Genomic DNA, 17,359 nt, shown 5'->3' with positions numbered 1-17,359 from the left:
AACAACGAAAGGAGTTTTTGTATGGAAGAAGAAAAGTTAACTCGAAGTCTTAGTGCCCGTCATATCCAAATGATCGCACTAGGTGGAACGATCGGTGTCGGTCTGTTTATGGGTGCCTCCTCAACCATACGCTGGACAGGGCCCTCAGTGATGGGAGCCTATGCGATTGCAGGATTCTTTTTGTATTTGATTATGCGTGCTTTAGGCGAAATGCTTTACGTTGATCCTTCGACTGGTTCTTTTGCAAATTACGCGAGCGAATACATCCATCCTGTGGCTGGCTACTTGACCGCTTGGAGTAATATTTTTCAATATATTGTCGTAGGAATAAGTGAAGTGATTGCTGTAGGATCTTATATGAATTATTGGTGGCCTGATTTGCCGGCAATTATTCCCGGGATCATTGTCGTCTTGTTTCTTATGCTGGCAAATCTTATTTCTGTCAAGGCGTTTGGCGAATTAGAATTTTGGTTTTCGATCATCAAAGTCATAACGATCATTTTGATGATCATTGCAGGTCTTGGGGTAATCTTATTTGGATTTGGTAATCATGGTCAGGCAGTAGGGATTTCAAATCTTTGGAAAAATGGTGGATTCTTCACTGGAGGCGTCAAAGGATTTTTCTTTGCATTATCGATCGTTGTTGCTTCCTATCAAGGAATCGAACTGATCGGAATGACTGCTGGTGAAGCAGAGAATCCTAAAAAGACGATCATTGAAGCTGTCCAGTCCACTATCGGTCGAATCTTGATTTTTTATATTGGTGCTATTTTTATCATTGTGAGTATCTATCCGTGGAATCAATTGAGTGAGATTGGTTCACCTTTTGTACAAACTTTTTCTAAAGTCGGCATTACATTTGCTGCAGGACTGATTAATTTTGTCGTGATTACAGCGGCATTATCAGGTTGCAATTCAGGGATTTTCAGCGCAAGTCGTATGGTCTATACACTTGCCATGAATGGAAAGATGTCTAAAAAATTTCTGAAACTATCTCGTCACGGCGCGCCTTTTTATCCTGTCGTAGCAATCTCAGGTGGAATCTTAATTGGTCTGATCTTAAATTATCTTCTACCAATGTTCATCAACCAGTCAGAAAATATTTTCGTTTTCGTATACAGCTCAAGTATTTTGCCTGGTATGGTTCCTTGGGTAGTGATTTTGATCAGCGAGATTCGCTTCAAAAAGAAGCACGCAGATAAAATGCATGATCATCCTTTTAAAATGCCACTATCTCCTTATACGAATTATGTGACACTTGCTTTTTTAGCTATCGTATTGATTTTCATGTTTATCAATCCTGAAACGAGAATCTCATTGATTATTGGACTCGTTTTCTTGCTTTACATGACGATCCATTACTTTGTACGCGAAAAAAGAACCGGAAAATAAAAAAAGAACGAAGCTTCACCTTAGTGGAAGCTTCGTTCTTTTTTATTGCTTTTATCAATTCAATTTTAGCGTCTCACCGGGAGTCAGGAAATAATTCTCCATGCTCATCTCATTCAGCGACAAGATTGTTTCTACTGGTACGCCAGTTCGTTCGGCTATTTGATTTGGACCTTCTCCTTCCAAAACTACGGTTGTCGCAGCCTGTGAAGTCGCGCTGTTGGTATTAGTTTCAGAGGGATCTGTTGTGTCTTGTGTTGTTCGAGCTTGCATTTCAGAAGCTTCTACCGACTCTGCCGTCTCAGAATCAGAAGATGTTGTGTCTTGTGTGCTTGTTGACTCTGCTTGAAGAGAGGCGCTAGTCTGCAAATAAATATCGGAAATCTTAGCTACATGATTCGTATAATTAGCCGATAATTGATTGATCAAAGTATCTAAGTCTACACCGTCTTTATTTTCTGCTGCCTGATACGCTGCACGTAATTTTCTGATCCCTTCGTCGGAGATTGCTTGAAGCTCACGTGCTTTTTGGTTAGCAACTGCTGATAAACCAGCTATGCCCTCTTGATTTCCCTGAATTTCTGTCTGGTATTCTTCAATCAATGCAGGCGTCTTTTCTTCGATCTTTTTCGAATAATCTTTTACGATTGCTTGAAGTTGCTCTGGCAAACCATTTGCTGTTTTTTCTTCAGAAGTTTGTGTCTCTTTTGTTTTAGTTGATGACTCACTTGTTTGTTTCGTCTCTGTTTTCTTTGTCGTGGTTTCCGTTATGGTCGTACTTTTCGCTTCTGACGAATTTTTTCCATGAAAATATAGACCCGCAACTCCTCCTGCTATGATCAAAAACACGGCAACTGCTGCCCCAATCATGATCATCCGCTTACGAGCTGCCTGTTTTTGCTGTCTTCTTCGGGTCATCCGAACACTTTCTCCCCACTCATTTTCATCATACATTTTTTTCACCACCAATTTTATGTATAATAGCGTTATCAAACGCTTCATATTCTTATTGTAGCAAATAATTGCCGCTGTGCACATTTTTATCTTTGTTATTTATAAGAAAATTTCACCAGTTGAGATGATTCCAAGATTGTCCGTCGATTTCTCCTTGCAGCTGCATTGTTCGTTCGTCTATCTCAGCCATCAGTTTCTTTATTTCATATAAGAGCGCACGGTCTTGATATTCTGATTTTTCGCTTAATTCATCTAATTGTTGGATCAGCCAATCATTTGTCATAATGAAGTTCCTTTCATTTCTTGCAGTGTAAAGGTCAAGTCTTCGATCTGCTCTTTTGCCTCAGTCAGTGCTTCTACGATATATGCTTGTTTTTCAGATTCTTCTTCCTGCATTTTCTGATTTTCCTGTACTCTTTGAATAAACCAGTCAATCCGCTGAGTCAGCGATGGTTTGCCTTCCAATGAGAGATACTGCTGATAAGCAATTAGCTTCTCCCAACGTTTTTCCTGGGATAAATACATAAATTGTGCTAAAACGAATGGCGGAAGATAGGTCATATGGAATTTATTTGCGATTCGCTGATACGGCCTCAAAAATTCGGAAATCGTATATTCTTCTTTTCCTCCAGCTTGGTATTCTTTTTCCGCCACACCTGTTGTCAATACGATTCCTAGTTCTTTCCCTTTTAATACATGTGCTGCTCGTTCCAAGACATTATCTTGCCAAATTTTTAAATGAGCAGGAGAACTATACCAGTAAAACGGAAACTGGAAAATGATCCGATCATGCTGGGCCAAGAGCTGTAATTCAGTCTCTATATCTATTTTTCCGTCTGGATAACTTGATTCCAAATGATGCCAAGTAGCTGGTAAACCAGCAGAAGCTTCTTTGAAAAATTGCTGATTTAAAGATTCTTCGATCGTTGGATGGCTAATGATGATAAGTGTACGCATCCCTTTTCCTCCTTTTTAGTCTTCGCTTTACAGTGTAGCATAATCGCCACAAGTTTCTTTTGCCGATGCTTGTCATTTTAACCAGACTAATCAGGTTGTCCAAGAAACTGCGGTTTGTTTTTCCAACTGTTTTTTCAAGGTATCCAAAGCAATATTCTTAAAATTTTCGTTTTTCATACGTTTACGATAGTTCGTAGCCGTTTCTCCGGTACTCTTTTTGAACATTCGGCTAAATACGACTAGACTATTGAACCCTACTTGATAGGCAATACTTTCCACGGATTCATCCGTCAGAGAAAGAAGAAACGCCCCTCGATTGATCCGTACCCCGATCAAATATTCCTTGATACTGGTGCCCATATGATTTTTGAATACTCGCGACAAATGGCTCCGATTGACCGCTAAATGCTGGGCGATTTCCTCAACAGACAATTTTTCAGCATAATGTGCCTCGATGTATTTGACTGTTTCAACAGCTAAAGAGGAATGAACCTTTTGTACACCTCCGCTGACCTTTCCGCCATCTTTTAAAAGGACTGATAAAAAACGGTAGGTTAATGCTGTTAACTGTAATTCATTTTCCAAGGTTTCTTCCGTATCTTTCATGCATTCTAAAATAATGTCGATATATTTTTGTATGTCAGAAGAGACCATCGTGTATTGGTCTTCTCTGAAAAGCGACTGCCGAATGATTTCTTCTGCAGCACTCCCACCAAATGAAAGCCAGCAATACATCCACGGATCTTCTCCATCTGATAAGTAAAACGTCGAGTCTCCTGGACGAATCAAGAACAGATCACCTTTTTTCAATTGGAATTGTTGATTTTTCACATGATAAGATCCTTTGCCTTCCATCACGACATGCAGGATGTAATCATTGCGAATAGCAGGACCAAAAGAATGAAACGGCATCGTTTTAGAGAAACCACAAAAATCAAAATACAATTCTTTTTCTACTTGTTGATGTTCCTTTTTTAAAAAAATCGATTGCTCCACGTCTATCCCTCCTTACTCCTTTAGTATAATGCAACAAAAAGTTAAATAAAAGTCACAGAAATATATTAAAAAGAAAGCGATTTCTTGTTAAGCTTAAGTCATTAAAAGATCTTTGTTATTCGTTGTAACCGGTTTACTTAGTATTATATATTGAACAGGAGAGGAATACAGATTATGAAAAGCAAAATGATCCAACGTGTGTCCTACGCTTTAGGCGCTTTTGGACACGACACATTCTATGTTACATTAAGCACTTATTTTATGGTATTCGTGACAAGCCAGATGTTCGCAGGAACAGATAAGGCAACGAATGCAAAAATGATTGCTACAGTTACAAGCTTAGTTGTAGGTATCCGCTTAGTTGAAATTATTTTTGATCCTTTGATTGGTGGCATCATCGATAATACTCGTACAAAATACGGTAAATTCAAACCATGGTTAGTTATCGGCGGCGTTGTTAGTTCCGTACTCTTGGTAGCAATCTTTACCAATTTCTTTGGCTTAGCTACTCATAATACGACTTTATTTATCATATTATTTGCAATCGTTTTCATCTTATTGGATAGTTTTTATTCATTTAAGGATATCGCTTTTTGGTCAATGATTCCAGCTTTGAGTACGGAAACAAAGGAACGTGAAAAATTTGCTACGTTTGCTCGTTTCGGCTCTTCTCTAGGTGCAAATGGTACTACTCTAGTCGTTGTCCCTATCGTTACTTTCTTTACCTATCTTGTTACTCATAAACATATTGAAGGCGCTTCAGGCTGGTTCTGGTTCGGTGTGATTGCTGCTGTTATTTCAGGCGGTACTGCGATTATCACTGCCTTGGGCACAAAAGAAGTCGATACTGCGATCCGTCAGCAAAATGAAAAAGCTGGGATCAAAGATGTGTTCAAAGCAGTTGCTCAAAATGATCAGTTGATGTGGCTTGCCCTTGCTTATATCGCTTATGCGATTGCCAATGTAGCAACAACTGCCGTATTATTCTACTTCTTCAAATATGTACTTGGCCAACCAACTGAATTTTGGATCGTTGGTCTAGTTGCTGCCTTACTTGGTTTAGTAGCTGTTCCACTATTCCCAATGCTTACACGCGTCATCTCTCGTCGCTACGTTTACCTTGGAGGGATCGCAATGATGATTTCTTCTTACTTTTTCTTTACGATCGCAGGTTCAAGTTTGCCAATCGTTATCATCGGGCTAGTATTGTTCTACTTCCCTCAACAATTAATTTTCTTATCCGCTTTGATGACGATCACAGACTCTGTTGAATATGGTCAATGGAAAAATGGTATCCGTAACGAAGCTGTTACTCTATCAATTCGCCCTTTACTAGATAAAATCGCTGGTGCTTTGTCTAACGGGATCGTAGGGTTTGTCGCTATCGCTTCTGGGATGACTGGTAATGCTACTGCTGCTGATATCACTGCTCATGGCGTAACGACTTTCAAAGCTTATGCATTCTATGCTCCTGCTGCTTTGATGATTTTCTCCGCTATTATTTTTGCTTGGAAGATTACATTGACAGAGAAAAAACATGCACAAATCGTTGAGGAATTGGAAAACAAATTGGCTCCAGCTGATACAATGGAAGATGAACTTCACGATGCAGTAGTTCCTTCCCATTAAGAAAGGATCTTGAAAATGAAGATTACAGAAAAAGATTTTGGCCAAGGTTATCACTTGATAACCTTGGAGAACAAAAACAAGCTAGCACTTTCTATCTCTGATTTAGGTGCTAGAATCGTCAGTTTAAAATCAAATGATCGAGAATTAGTTTTGGGATTTGACACCGCTGAAGAATATATCGAAAAAGATCCGTATATCGGTGCTTCTATCGGTCGCACCGCAGGGAGAATCGAAAATGGCCGCTTTTCTCTCAATGGAAAAACTTACCAATTAGCCACAGATCCAAAAACTGGACATAATCTGCATGGTGGTGCTCCTGGATTTGAATTAAAAAAATGGTCTTATGTCATTTTGAATGGCGAAAATGAAGCTTCTGTCATTTTTACTACTACAAGTCCCGACGGAGAACATGGTTTTCCAGGTACAATGGATGTGGAAATCCGCTATACTTTGACACAAGATAATATCTGGCGAGTGACCTCTCGCGGCACCAGTGACCAAGATACTTTATTCAATCCGACAAATCATGTTTACTTCAACTTGACGGGAGATGCTTCTCAGTCAATCGATCAACATGAGCTTTGGCTCAATAGCGAAGCTTATGCTCCTTTGCGAACAGATAGTATTCCTATAGGGGTAAAAGAAAATGCTGCAGGAAGTGCTTTCGATTTTCAAATACCTAAAAAATTAGCGTCCGTTTTTGCTAGTGATTTGGATCAAAAAAATCTTGTTGACGGAATCGATCATCCATTTTTCTTAAAAGAAACCGGCTTGGATAAAGAAGCCGCTCGCTTGACTAGCCCCGATAAAAGAATCCAAGTAGATATTGCTACAGATGCTTCTAGTGTGGTTATTTTCACTGCAAATTTCGGCACAGAAACACCAGAAATGCGCAACCGAAAACTGGCACATCATGGTGGCATCACATTTGAGACTCAAACAGCTCCAGGTGCAGAGCGCTTCTCAGCATTTGGTTCGATTCATTTAAAAGCCGGATCAGTATTTGAAACAGTGACAGAATTCAAAATCAAAACAAGAAAGGAATAACTCATCATGGAAATCAAAAGAAGCTTAAACACAAAATTTGCCGAAACATTCGGACCTAAAAAAACTACACAATACTTCTCACCAGGACGCATCAATTTGATTGGTGAACACACAGATTACAATGGAGGCCATGTCTTCCCCGCTTCCATCACTTATGGAACGCAAGGTGTAGCAGCACCTCGAGACGATAATAAAATATTAGTTTATTCCACAAACTTTGACGATATCGGTGTCATTAGTTTTACTTTAGATGAGCTAGAATATGATAAAAAAGCAAACTGGGCAAATTACGTAAAAGGAATGGTCCTTAAATTAAAAGAAGCTGGACACTCAATCGATCATGGGTTTGAGTTGTTAGTGGAAGGAACAATCCCTAATGGTGCAGGACTTTCCAGTAGCGCTTCATTAGAATTATTGGTAGGTGTTGTATTAGAAGATCTGTTTGATTTAAAAACAGATCGCTTGGAACTAGTCCAAACAGGTAAAAAAGTAGAAAATGAATTCATCGGTGTCAATTCAGGTATCATGGATCAGTTTGCCATCGGCTTCGGTGAGCTAGATCATGCAATCTTATTAGATACAAATACGCTGAAATACGAAATGGTCCCAGTGAAACTAGATGGTTATGCAATCGTCATCATGAATACGAATAAGCGGCGGGAATTGGCAGATTCAAAATACAATGAACGTCGCAGCGAATGCGAAGAAGCCTTGGCACGTTTGCAAAAAACTTTGCCTATCTCTTCTTTAGGAGACTTAGATGAAGAAGAATTTGAATCAACTATTGACCAAATCGGCGATGATACATTGATACGCAGAGCTCGCCATGCCGTTTCTGAAAATCAGCGGACTTTGAAGGCAAAAGCTGAATTAGAAGCTGGGAACTTAGAAGCATTTGGTCAACTGTTAAATGATTCTCACCACTCTCTTCGCTATGATTATGAAGTAACTGGGATCGAATTAGATACACTAGTAGATGCTGCTCAAAAACAAGAAGGTGTCTTAGGTGCACGAATGACAGGAGCTGGATTTGGTGGCTGTGCGATTGCTCTTGTCAAAGAAGAAAATATACCTGCCTTCAAAAACAATGTCTATGATGAATACATGAAAGTTGTCGGCTATGCTCCGGAATTTTATGTTGCACACATTGGAAATGGGACAACAAAGATCGATCCAGAAGCTGTTCATGTTTGATAAAAAAATCAACGATCTCAGCTAAAAACAAATAGATAAAAATAACCTCTCAGCAATTTCCAAATGTGAGCCTTTTGCTCGTATTTGAAAATTGCTGTTTTTTATTGACACGGAAAGAGAACATGTGTTCTAATTGTGTTGAAGAGGTGATTGTTATGTGGGCGAATCAAAATCCGGTATTTGTTTATGAAAAAGAACCTTCAAGAGATATTTTATGTATTGACTGCAAATCTTTTTACGCCTCCGTAGAGTGCGTTGAAAAGGATCTTGATCCCCTTACAACTAAATTAGTAGTCATGTCCTATCCGTCCGATTCGACAGAAACACGGGGTAGCGGATTAATCTTGGCTTCCAGTCCTGCAGCAAAAAAAGCTTACGGCATCACCAATATCAGCCGTGCCAGAGATCTTCCCTTCCCCTATCCAAGTGATTTATATATTGTTGCCCCAAGGATGGCCTATTATATGGAAAAGAACAGAGAAATCAATTCTATCTATAAAAAATATGCAGACGAAGCGAACCATCATGTCTATTCCGTCGATGAAAGCTTCCTTGATGTAACAAATAGCATGGCACTCTTTGGTAAAACAAATGCGTACGACATGGCTAAACTGATCCATAAAGATGTGTTTAAGCAGACCGGAATCTACACGACTATAGGAATTGGCGATAACCCGCTACTTGCTAAACTAGCCTTAGACAATGGCTCAAAAGACGGAAAGCAAATGTTTGCTGAATGGCGTTATGAAGATGTACCAGAAAAGTTATGGAAAATCTCAGATATCACTGACTTTTGGGGAATCGGCAAACGAACAGCAAAACGTCTGAAACAAATGGGTATACATTCTGTTTATGATTTAGCTCACGCGGATTATTATCACTTGAAAAGCAAGCTAGGGGTCATCGGTACTCAGCTTTATGCCCATGCTTGGGGGATCGATCGAAGTTTTTTGGGACAAGAATATACACCAAAATCAAAAAGTATCGGAAATAGTCAAATCCTAGATAGAGATTATACAAGACGAGAAGAAATCGAGATCGTTATCAAAGAAATGGCCGATCAAGTCGGCACTCGCTTGAGACGATCTGCAGCAAAAACACAAGTAGTCAGCTTATGGGTAGGATACTCTTTAGGCTATCTTGATCCAAATGGCAAGACCGGGTTTCACCAGCAAATGAAAATCGAAGCGACAAATGCTAGCAGAGATCTAGCAGATGCTTTATTGACCATTTTCCACCAGCATTACCACTACCAGGATATTCGGCGTGTAGGCGTGAACTGTTCCGACCTCGTATACGCGACAGGTTTACAGCTTAACCTTTTTGAAGATCCTGAAAAGCAGATAAATGAAGCGAAAGTTGATTTTGTTGTCGATACGATTAGAAAAAAATACGGCTTTCAATCAATCATCCATGCGCATAGTCTCTTGCAAGGAGGACGCGCCATCGCACGTAGTTCTCTCGTTGGCGGGCATGCAGGTGGTATGAGTGGATTAGAAGGTGGAAAAGATGAGACGGACAGCAAAAAAATTCATTGACTATAACGAGTATCGAGATCGGCCATTTGGATTAAAATGGGGGACTGCTTTTGCGATGGAAGAACTAGTCAACGGTATCAAAAAAAATGAAGAAGAAGCACGCAAACAGCCTCTTCCTAAACAACAAATGACATTGCAAGAAATCGATAGTATACTGACAGAAGCCTTTTTATCTCGTAAAGCAGTAATCATTCAGCTCAATTTAAAAGATGAATTTGGAAGACTCTTGGATGAGGTCGAAGGGCACTTCATTGGTGAAGCCTATGAAGATTACTTTATGATTGACCATCAGCCGATATTGTGGGAAGACGTACGGTATATTGAGTTAAAGGAAACAAAAAAATGGTTTGTGACATGAGAGGTTGTGACAGAAGTGATCAACTTCAAAAAATAAGAAAGGATTTTTCGAAAATTGCTTCTTAAATTTTTGTGGAATTTTGGCTTATTTTTCGAAGAAGCAACTTCTGGAACAACGTATATTAGATATCAGAGGTTGTGAAAAAGTCGCTTAGTTTTGAGTAACAATCCAAGGCGCTGATTTCACAACCTCTGTCTATCCATCTATTCGGTAAGATTCATGCATGACGTCTTCTTTATTTAGTATGTAGAGCCCTTTTTCTTCTGACCATTCAACATAAATCAGCTGTTTTACATCTGCATAGCCTTCTTTCTTCAAGTTCTCCATAAGCCATGATTCAGTCAATTGATTGGACTGAAGCACTTTATGCTGAATTTGCCCTTCATCTACAAGCAGGATCGATAAAGCTTTGTCTTCATCTGATTTTTTCAATACACTCATTTGACCGGCATTCTCTAGGATAACATGTTTGGCATTTTCAAGAGAAAAGCATTCCTGCTGTCTTAAGATTGCTCGCAACTGCTCCATCTCGATATGGTTATTTGTCAACTCTGTCATGTTGATGACGCCGTCTTTGATTAGAACAGATGGCTCGCCTTTGACCCAACGATTGACCTTTTCATTTCTTTGGACGATACGTTCGATACCATAAATCATTACTGCCCAAAGCGCAATGGCAAATAGGACATGCCCTACATGGACATTGTCATCATAGGTTGATTCTTCTAAGATCCCACCTAAAACAAGCGTATAGACTAAATCAAACGGTGTGATTTCTGACATGGATTTCTTCCCAAGCAAACGTACCACTAATAATAAACCGATCAACCCGAATACCAGTTTCATTGTAATTGAAAAAATCATTTTTTCTCCCCCTAACTATCTGTTAATTAAATTATATATGCTTTCTCACGAACACGCATGGAATATACAAGGAAGAAATGTATCCTTTTACTAAAAAAAGGACTGTGACACTGTAGTGACCCCCAAAAGTTAGACTTTTTTGGAGTGGAGAAATCCACTCCTTTTTTTCATGCTCTAAAATGATATTTTTACACAACCGTTACGGTTGTTTTACGAAATTGGACGAGACTTTGCCAGTTTAATTTCTGTTTTATCCGTTCATTATTGTAGTAATAGATATAGCTATCGATGGCTGATTTTAATTCCTCGAAACAGTTATAAACTTTCCCGTGAAAAATCTCTTGTTTTAATAAGCCAAAAAAATTCTCCATAAGTGAATTATCTAAGCAGTTCCCTTTCCGAGACATGCTTTGAAAGATTTTGTACTCCTTCAATTTGTTTCTATAAGCTTTCATTTGATACGCCCAACCTTGATCTGAGTGAAACGTACGACGATAGGGACAATCGTTAGTGGTCTGGATAGCTTCCTCCAAACCTTCCATTACCGCTAATGCATTGGGCTTTTCAGAGATACGATAGGATAAAATCTCACTATTGAACATATCCATAAAAGGATCTAGATACAATTTCTTTTGACGGATAATGCCTTTGGCATCCACTTCATGGTATTTAAATTCAGTTGTATCCGTCGTGATTTTCTGATGGCAGATACTGGTGTAGAAACGACGATGGATCCGATTTTTGGCTACTGCTCCAACTTTTCCTCGATAAGAATTGTAGCGACGTGATTTACGCGTGTATGCCGTTACTTTTATTCCTAGCTTCTTGATCAAGCGCTGAACTTTCTTTTTATTGATAGAGAAACCGCGGTTTCTTAGTTCATTGGTCATCCGTAAACAGCCATAATCCTTGTGCTTCTCCCGAATTTTAAGCATTTCCGCTTCAATCTCTTGATCTGGATTTTTACGGTCCAATCGCCTTTGCCATCCAAATAATCATGAACGATCTTTAATTTAAGTTCAAAAGTATATTTAACCATAAAAAATACCGACCTCCAAAAGTTAGATTTTTTGGTCTAACTTTTGGGGGTCGGTACACAAATCGTGTCACAGTCCCTTTTTTGAAAATAAACGGTGTTCAAAAGCTTGCATCTGCGGTAATAAGTCCAGCCAAGTTAAAAACATAAGAAGCTGTTTTTACTTGGCTGTTCTTATTACTTGATGCAAGGCAGCTTTTTCACAACCTCTTTTCAAATATTTCGTTTTCTTATTCTACAAATGGTTCTTCTCCTAACGCTTGTTGAGCGGCTAGATTCAACATGCTCCATTGTCGGTCAAAGCCTGGCTGGAAGAAGAAGTCAGCTTCTGCTAGTTCTTCTAAAGTCAGTTTGTTTTGGATCGCTAGTGCCAATACATTTCCTTGACCTGTAACATCATAGGTAGATAATACTGCTCCTCCTAGCAATTGATGGGTCATTGGATCCGAGAATAATTGGATGGACACTTTTGGATTTCCTTGTTCTTCTGGTACATATTTTGGTCTTAACGTATCTTCATAATAAGACACTCGTACATCTACTCCTGCTTTTGCTGCTGTAAAGCTATTCAATCCGCTTGCTGCAAAATGATAGTCAAAGACACTTAATGCAGAGGAACCTACGACTCCGCCGAACGGTTTGTTTGGTACTTCTTCAAAAAGATGTTTTACTACATAACGTGCTTCTCTACGTGCAACAGTCGCTAAAGCGATCGGCATTTTTTTGCGTGCTGGGATAGAATAAGCAAGTGTAGCATCTCCTACTGCATACACATCTGGAAGATTCGTTTGCAAGTATTCATTTGTTTGGATCCAGCCACGTTCATCTAAGTCGACGATCCCTTTTAACCATTCTGTATTTGCCTTCACACCGGCAGCTTGAATGACTAGATCTGCTGGGATTTCTTTTTCACTTGTTTTGATTGCCTCAACTTTTCCGTTACCAGTAAAAGCTTCGATTTTTGCATTTGTCAAAACTTCAATACCGTTTTCATTTAGGTGTTGTTCTAAAATATCTGTCATCTCAGCATCTAAATAAGTGCCTAAAGGTCTATCGATCACATCAAGCAATACGACTTCTTTCCCAGCTTTTCGGCTTGCTTCTGCTGCTTCGATCCCAATGTAACCCGCACCTACGACAGCGATTTTTTTAATAGCCGGATCATTTAATTTTTCTTTGATTTTGGTTGCCCAATTGTATCCACGCATCAAGTAGACATTTTCTAGATCTGCTCCTGGTACTGGCAGATTGTTTGGTTTGACACCAGAACTCAAAATCAATTTGTCATAAGGATATTCTTTTGTTTCGTTATCTGATGCGCTAGTAACCGTTACTGTTTTTTTATCGGCATCGATCGTTTTTACTTCGTGATTATTTAAAATATGAACATTGGATTGCGGAAAGTTTTCTGGTCTGAAATTACGTACATCATTTACATCTGTTACCTTGTCTTCTAAATACAGCTCCATACCACATGACATGAAGGAAATATAGTCTCCTGCTTCAAATAGCGTGATATCTACATTTTCACCGTATCGTGTCAATAGTTCCAAGATCGATTGATGCCCTCCATGAGATGCACCTACAATGACAACTTTGATTTTTTCCATTGATGAAACCTCCTTGAATATTCTTTTAAAATCATTCTAAACAATTTAAACTTAACATTACATTAGTTATGAATCAAAAGAAACGCGTTCATTTGAACTAAATTTAAAAAACAATCGTCTCCTTGCAGAATATACCGCAAAATTAACGATTGTTTTTTTTGATAAAATCTATGAATCACTGTTCTGTTAAAAAGTCTTTGATCCGTTTGCAGGCCTCATGTAATTTTTCCATGCTGCTAGCATAAGAAATCCGGATATAACCTTCTCCTTCTGGGCCAAATGCAATTCCTGGGATACACGCAACTTTTGCCTGTTCCGCTAATTCTACACAAAACTGCCAAGAGTCAGTTTGAATGGCAGCTGGGAGTTTGCAAAACAAGTAAAATGCACCGTTTGGCTGGGTCACTTCAAATCCTAAAGGCGCCAATTGCTGGACCAGATAGTCTCTTCGTGTTTGATATTGCTCTTTCATATTCTCGCTATCTTTCACCCCATTTATTAGCGCTTCAGCCGCAGCTTTTTGCGCCATCGTTGTAGCGGCAGTCACCAGATATTGATGGACTTTAATTAGTTCGTCAATAAGGGCTTTTTGAGCAAAAATAAAGCCCACTCGCCAACCAGTCATCGCATGTGACTTGGATAACCCGCTTATCACGATTGTTTGTTCTGGAAGATAAGTAGCTATGGACATATGCGTTCCACTATAAGTCAATTCAGCATATACTTCATCACTTATAACAAATACCGGATATTTTTTTAAAACCTCAGCGATTGCTTTCAATTGTTTTGCAGACAATGTCGTCCCAGTAGGATTGTTAGGATAGTTTAAAATGACTGCTTTGACAGCTGATCCATATTGTTCAAATGCTCGTTCAAATTGTTCCGGCTGACAGACAAACCCTGTGTCAGAAGTATCTATCGGGATCAATTCAGCACCAGCTAGTTCCACTAATGGCTGATATCCTGAATAAGCAGGCGCTGGAATAAGAACCTTGTCTCCTTCTTCCAAAACAGATAACAATGCAGAGGCAATCGCTTCCGTTGCACCAACCGTCGTCAAAACTTCCGTTTGCGGATCATAAGTTAGTCCATAACGCTGCTGCTGAAACATACAAGCAGCTTCCCGCAGTTCCTCCAGTCCTCTCATTCCGGTATAGTGAGAAAAGTCTTCTTCAATCGCTGCTATTCCGGCTTGTTTGACATGCTCGGGAGTTGGAAAATCCGGTTCTCCCAGGGTGAGTTTGATCACATCTGGTATCGAAGATATTTGCTGATCGAATTGTCGTATTTTTGATACTTCTATTCTAGAAAGCCTGGGACTAAATCGATTGGATAAATTCATCATTATTTACTCGCTCCTCTTTTGAACTGCTATCGATTTTTACAAGAAGATTTTCTGTAAAAAGAATCGTTTTGTACCATTCTACACCATTTTCTAAAACATCCATATCAAAATCGAACGTCGGATCATGTAAAGCAGGGGTATCACCGACACCTAAAAAGAAAAATACACATGGATATTGTTGCGTATATATGCCAAAATCTTCGGCTTGAAGAACTGGAGCATCTAATTCATGTAGTTTGTTTGAATCTAGCAGTGCTGCATATAAGCCTCTATGGTTGATTACAGCTGGATAGCCGTCATTATAGTGAAAAGAAATAGTAGCTGTAGAGTGAAACTGTTCTGCTAAATGGTCTAATCCCCTCTTCAAATAATTTTGCATATCTGAACTGTAAGAACGGATACTTCCGGATACAATAACTTCTCCAGCTAAAACATTTCGGATCGTTCCACCTTGGATTTGGCCAAATTTCATTAGATGATTCCACTCTGCCGGTAATTGCCGGTCAAAATCATAAACATTCTTCAAAAATCGTACAGCTGCCTCCAGACTATCGATTCCTTTTTCACTAGAAGCAATATGTGCAGACTGGCCTTTAATGATAATGTCTGTTTCACTGCTTTGTGCCATCAAAGGTCCTGGTCGAGAGAAAACTTCTCCCTTAGCTAGTCCAGGCCATAGATGAAAGCCAAATATTGCTTGTACTTCATATTTATCCAACAATCCTGACTGAATAACGCTTTGTGCGCCACCGGAAATTTCTTCTGATGGCTGATAGATCAGTACTACATTATAAATAAGATCCTCAATGTGTTTAGTTATAAAGTCAGTCAACCCTAAAAGCATCGCCATATGTCCGTCATGACCACATGCATGCATATACCCTTCATGCTTAGAAGCAAAAGAGAGATTCGTTTCTTCTTTGACTGGCAGTGCATCGATATCTGTTCGAAAAGCAATCGTTTCTTCTTGTTGATTATCAAAATAAAGGAGTAGTCCTGTTTCGCCGATTTCATGGATAACGGCCCCGCTGTTTTTTACTTGTTCATATAAATATTTTTTTGTCTTGAATTCATGAAATCCGATTTCAGGAATTTGATGGAGTGCCATTCGATATTCTTTCAGCATCCGTATTCACCATCCCTTCATAGATACCCTTCACTACTGTTTCATATTGATTATTCGGTACACCGATGATCAGATTCAACTCCTGTGCTCCTTGTGATAAGATCGATGTGCGAATTTCTAATTTGTTCAATATCGATAACACTTTTCCAGATAAACCGATCAATTCTTTATGCGGTCCGCCAACGACAGAGATCAAAGCTAAGTCTTCAATCACGACGATTTCTTCCACGCCAAGTGTTTCTTTTAATTCTTTCGTGATGAGAAATAATTTATCGGCAATCGCTTCTGCTGAGACGATCACTCCGATATTGTCGATCCCTGAAGGAATATGTTCGATTGATATCTCATGTTTAGCAAAAATGCTCATTGCTTTCCAGATAAACCCGATTTCATCGGACATATGACGTTTGAATAAAGTGATGGAAAGAAAATCCTTGCGTCCAGCTATTCCTGTCAGTCCATTTTCCTTTTCTATTTCGTGATTCGATATTTTTGTCCCTTGAGCGAAAGGATCATTGGTATTTTTTATTTGGATGGGGATATCAGCCTCTTGAACTGGGAAAACAGCTGCTTCATGAAGAACGTTAGCCCCCATATAAGCCATCTCTCTCAGTTCTCTAAAAGAGATTTCCTCGATGATTTTAGGATGATCGATGATTCGCGGATCAGCCATCATGATTCCTGAAACATCCGTCCAATTCTCATAACTTTCCGCTTGCAACATCTTCGCCAGTATCGCGCCGGTAATGTCGCTTCCCCCACGGCCCAATAATTTTTCTTTTCCTGCAGGGTTCGCCCCGTAAAACCCTGGAACAACCATTTTCGGATATCTTTTAAATGCTTTTGTGATTTCCTGTGCTGTTTTTTCCTGATCGATTTTCCCATCATAGTCAAAGAAAATCAGGTCTTTTGCGTCAATAAACTGGTAACCAAGATACTCAGCCATCAGTTGAGCAGTCAGATATTCACCTCTACTTACTAAATAATCTTCAGTTATCTTTTCGTCTTCCAGTTGTTTCTGTATGCGTGCTAGTTCATCTTCAATAGGTAACTGCAGGGCAAGAACATCTCTTACTTGAATGAAACGATCACAAATCCTTTTCCAAAGGGGTGTCCAATCAACATGATGCTGAAGGTAAGCATAAATCAAATAAAGTAAGTCTGTTACTTTGTCATCATCTGACGTACGTTTGCCTAAAGCAGAAACAACGATCACTTGGCGATTGGGATCTGAAAGAACAATTGTACGGACTTTTTTGAATTGTTCTTCATGAGACATCGATGTTCCGCCGAATTTCGCTACTTTCAGCGTATTA

15 protein-coding genes and 1 pseudogene are annotated in these 17,359 nt (G+C 39.3%); 6 read left to right on the top strand and 10 right to left on the bottom strand.

Annotated elements, in window-relative coordinates:
• The first annotated feature begins 21 nt into the window (after positions 1–21).
• Complete coding sequence (locus OS139_RS09190; protein WP_002318348.1) at positions 22–1,392, top strand: amino acid permease; 1,371 nt, start codon at positions 22–24, stop codon at positions 1,390–1,392.
• Between the two features lie 54 nt (positions 1,393–1,446).
• On the opposite strand, the gene OS139_RS09185 is transcribed toward OS139_RS09190, so the two are convergent.
• The 4 genes from OS139_RS09185 to OS139_RS09170 form a co-directional block, all read right to left on the bottom strand.
• The gene (locus OS139_RS09185) at positions 1,447–2,343 is read right to left on the bottom strand and encodes a LysM peptidoglycan-binding domain-containing protein (protein WP_325066882.1); all 897 of its coding nucleotides are present in this window, start codon (positions 2,341–2,343) and stop codon (positions 1,447–1,449) included.
• Positions 2,344–2,455: 112 nt separating this feature from the next.
• Positions 2,456–2,626, bottom strand: a complete 171-nt coding sequence (locus OS139_RS09180) for a hypothetical protein (RefSeq protein ID WP_002286849.1) — start codon at positions 2,624–2,626, stop codon at positions 2,456–2,458.
• On the bottom strand, positions 2,623–3,300 hold the full coding sequence (locus OS139_RS09175) for an NAD(P)H-dependent oxidoreductase (protein ID WP_002286851.1): 678 nt from the start codon (positions 3,298–3,300) through the stop codon (positions 2,623–2,625). Before OS139_RS09175 ends, OS139_RS09180 begins: the two co-directional genes overlap by 4 nt.
• 90 nt (positions 3,301–3,390) lie before the next feature.
• Positions 3,391–4,296 (bottom strand): AraC family transcriptional regulator, encoded by a 906-nt coding sequence (locus OS139_RS09170; protein ID WP_002286852.1) that lies wholly within the window; start codon positions 4,294–4,296, stop codon positions 3,391–3,393.
• A gap of 174 nt (positions 4,297–4,470) precedes the next feature.
• Between OS139_RS09170 and OS139_RS09165 the strand changes: the two genes are divergently transcribed.
• The 5 genes from OS139_RS09165 (at position 4,471) to OS139_RS09145 (ending at position 10,062) form a co-directional block, all read left to right on the top strand.
• Positions 4,471–5,925: a glycoside-pentoside-hexuronide (GPH):cation symporter gene (locus OS139_RS09165; protein ID WP_002293689.1), complete on the top strand. Its 1,455-nt coding sequence runs from the start codon at positions 4,471–4,473 to the stop codon at positions 5,923–5,925.
• A gap of 15 nt (positions 5,926–5,940) precedes the next feature.
• A complete protein-coding gene (locus OS139_RS09160; protein ID WP_002331671.1) occupies positions 5,941–6,972 on the top strand; it encodes an aldose epimerase family protein in 1,032 nt (343 codons plus the stop codon).
• Between the two features lie 6 nt (positions 6,973–6,978).
• Entirely contained in the window at positions 6,979–8,166 is a 1,188-nt protein-coding gene (locus OS139_RS09155; RefSeq protein ID WP_002286858.1) for a galactokinase, read from the top strand.
• A 155-nt stretch (positions 8,167–8,321) separates the two neighbouring features.
• Entirely contained in the window at positions 8,322–9,704 is a 1,383-nt protein-coding gene (locus tag OS139_RS09150; RefSeq protein ID WP_002323727.1) for a Y-family DNA polymerase, read from the top strand.
• On the top strand, positions 9,676–10,062 hold the full coding sequence (locus OS139_RS09145) for a hypothetical protein (RefSeq protein WP_002293692.1): 387 nt from the start codon (positions 9,676–9,678) through the stop codon (positions 10,060–10,062). Before OS139_RS09150 ends, OS139_RS09145 begins: the two co-directional genes overlap by 29 nt.
• A gap of 195 nt (positions 10,063–10,257) precedes the next feature.
• Here OS139_RS09145 and OS139_RS09140 read toward each other — a convergent pair whose 3' ends face one another.
• From OS139_RS09140 to OS139_RS09115, 6 genes and pseudogenes are all read right to left on the bottom strand, one after another.
• Complete coding sequence (locus OS139_RS09140; protein ID WP_002297894.1) at positions 10,258–10,926, bottom strand: DUF421 domain-containing protein; 669 nt, start codon at positions 10,924–10,926, stop codon at positions 10,258–10,260.
• A 188-nt stretch (positions 10,927–11,114) separates the two neighbouring features.
• A pseudogene (locus tag OS139_RS09135) lies at positions 11,115–11,912 on the bottom strand (IS3 family transposase); the annotation flags it as partial.
• A 280-nt stretch (positions 11,913–12,192) separates the two neighbouring features.
• The gene (locus OS139_RS09130; protein ID WP_002286868.1) at positions 12,193–13,572 is read right to left on the bottom strand and encodes an FAD-dependent oxidoreductase; all 1,380 of its coding nucleotides are present in this window, start codon (positions 13,570–13,572) and stop codon (positions 12,193–12,195) included.
• A gap of 175 nt (positions 13,573–13,747) precedes the next feature.
• The gene (locus tag OS139_RS09125) at positions 13,748–14,917 is read right to left on the bottom strand and encodes a pyridoxal phosphate-dependent aminotransferase (RefSeq protein WP_002331672.1); all 1,170 of its coding nucleotides are present in this window, start codon (positions 14,915–14,917) and stop codon (positions 13,748–13,750) included.
• On the bottom strand, positions 14,892–16,043 hold the full coding sequence (locus tag OS139_RS09120) for a M20 family metallopeptidase (RefSeq protein ID WP_002297890.1): 1,152 nt from the start codon (positions 16,041–16,043) through the stop codon (positions 14,892–14,894). The genes OS139_RS09125 and OS139_RS09120 overlap by 26 nt, the downstream gene beginning before the upstream one ends.
• Positions 16,003–17,352 (bottom strand): aspartate kinase, encoded by a 1,350-nt coding sequence (locus OS139_RS09115; protein ID WP_002304192.1) that lies wholly within the window; start codon positions 17,350–17,352, stop codon positions 16,003–16,005. The genes OS139_RS09120 and OS139_RS09115 overlap by 41 nt, the downstream gene beginning before the upstream one ends.
• Between the last annotated feature and the right edge of the window lie 7 nt (positions 17,353–17,359).

This window comes from Enterococcus sp. E4-223 (assembly GCF_035727065.1).
GTDB lineage: Bacteria > Bacillota > Bacilli > Lactobacillales > Enterococcaceae > Enterococcus_B > Enterococcus_B faecium.
The sequence above is the reverse complement of the archived record's forward strand: the minus strand, read 5'-3'. Positions and strand labels throughout refer to the sequence as shown.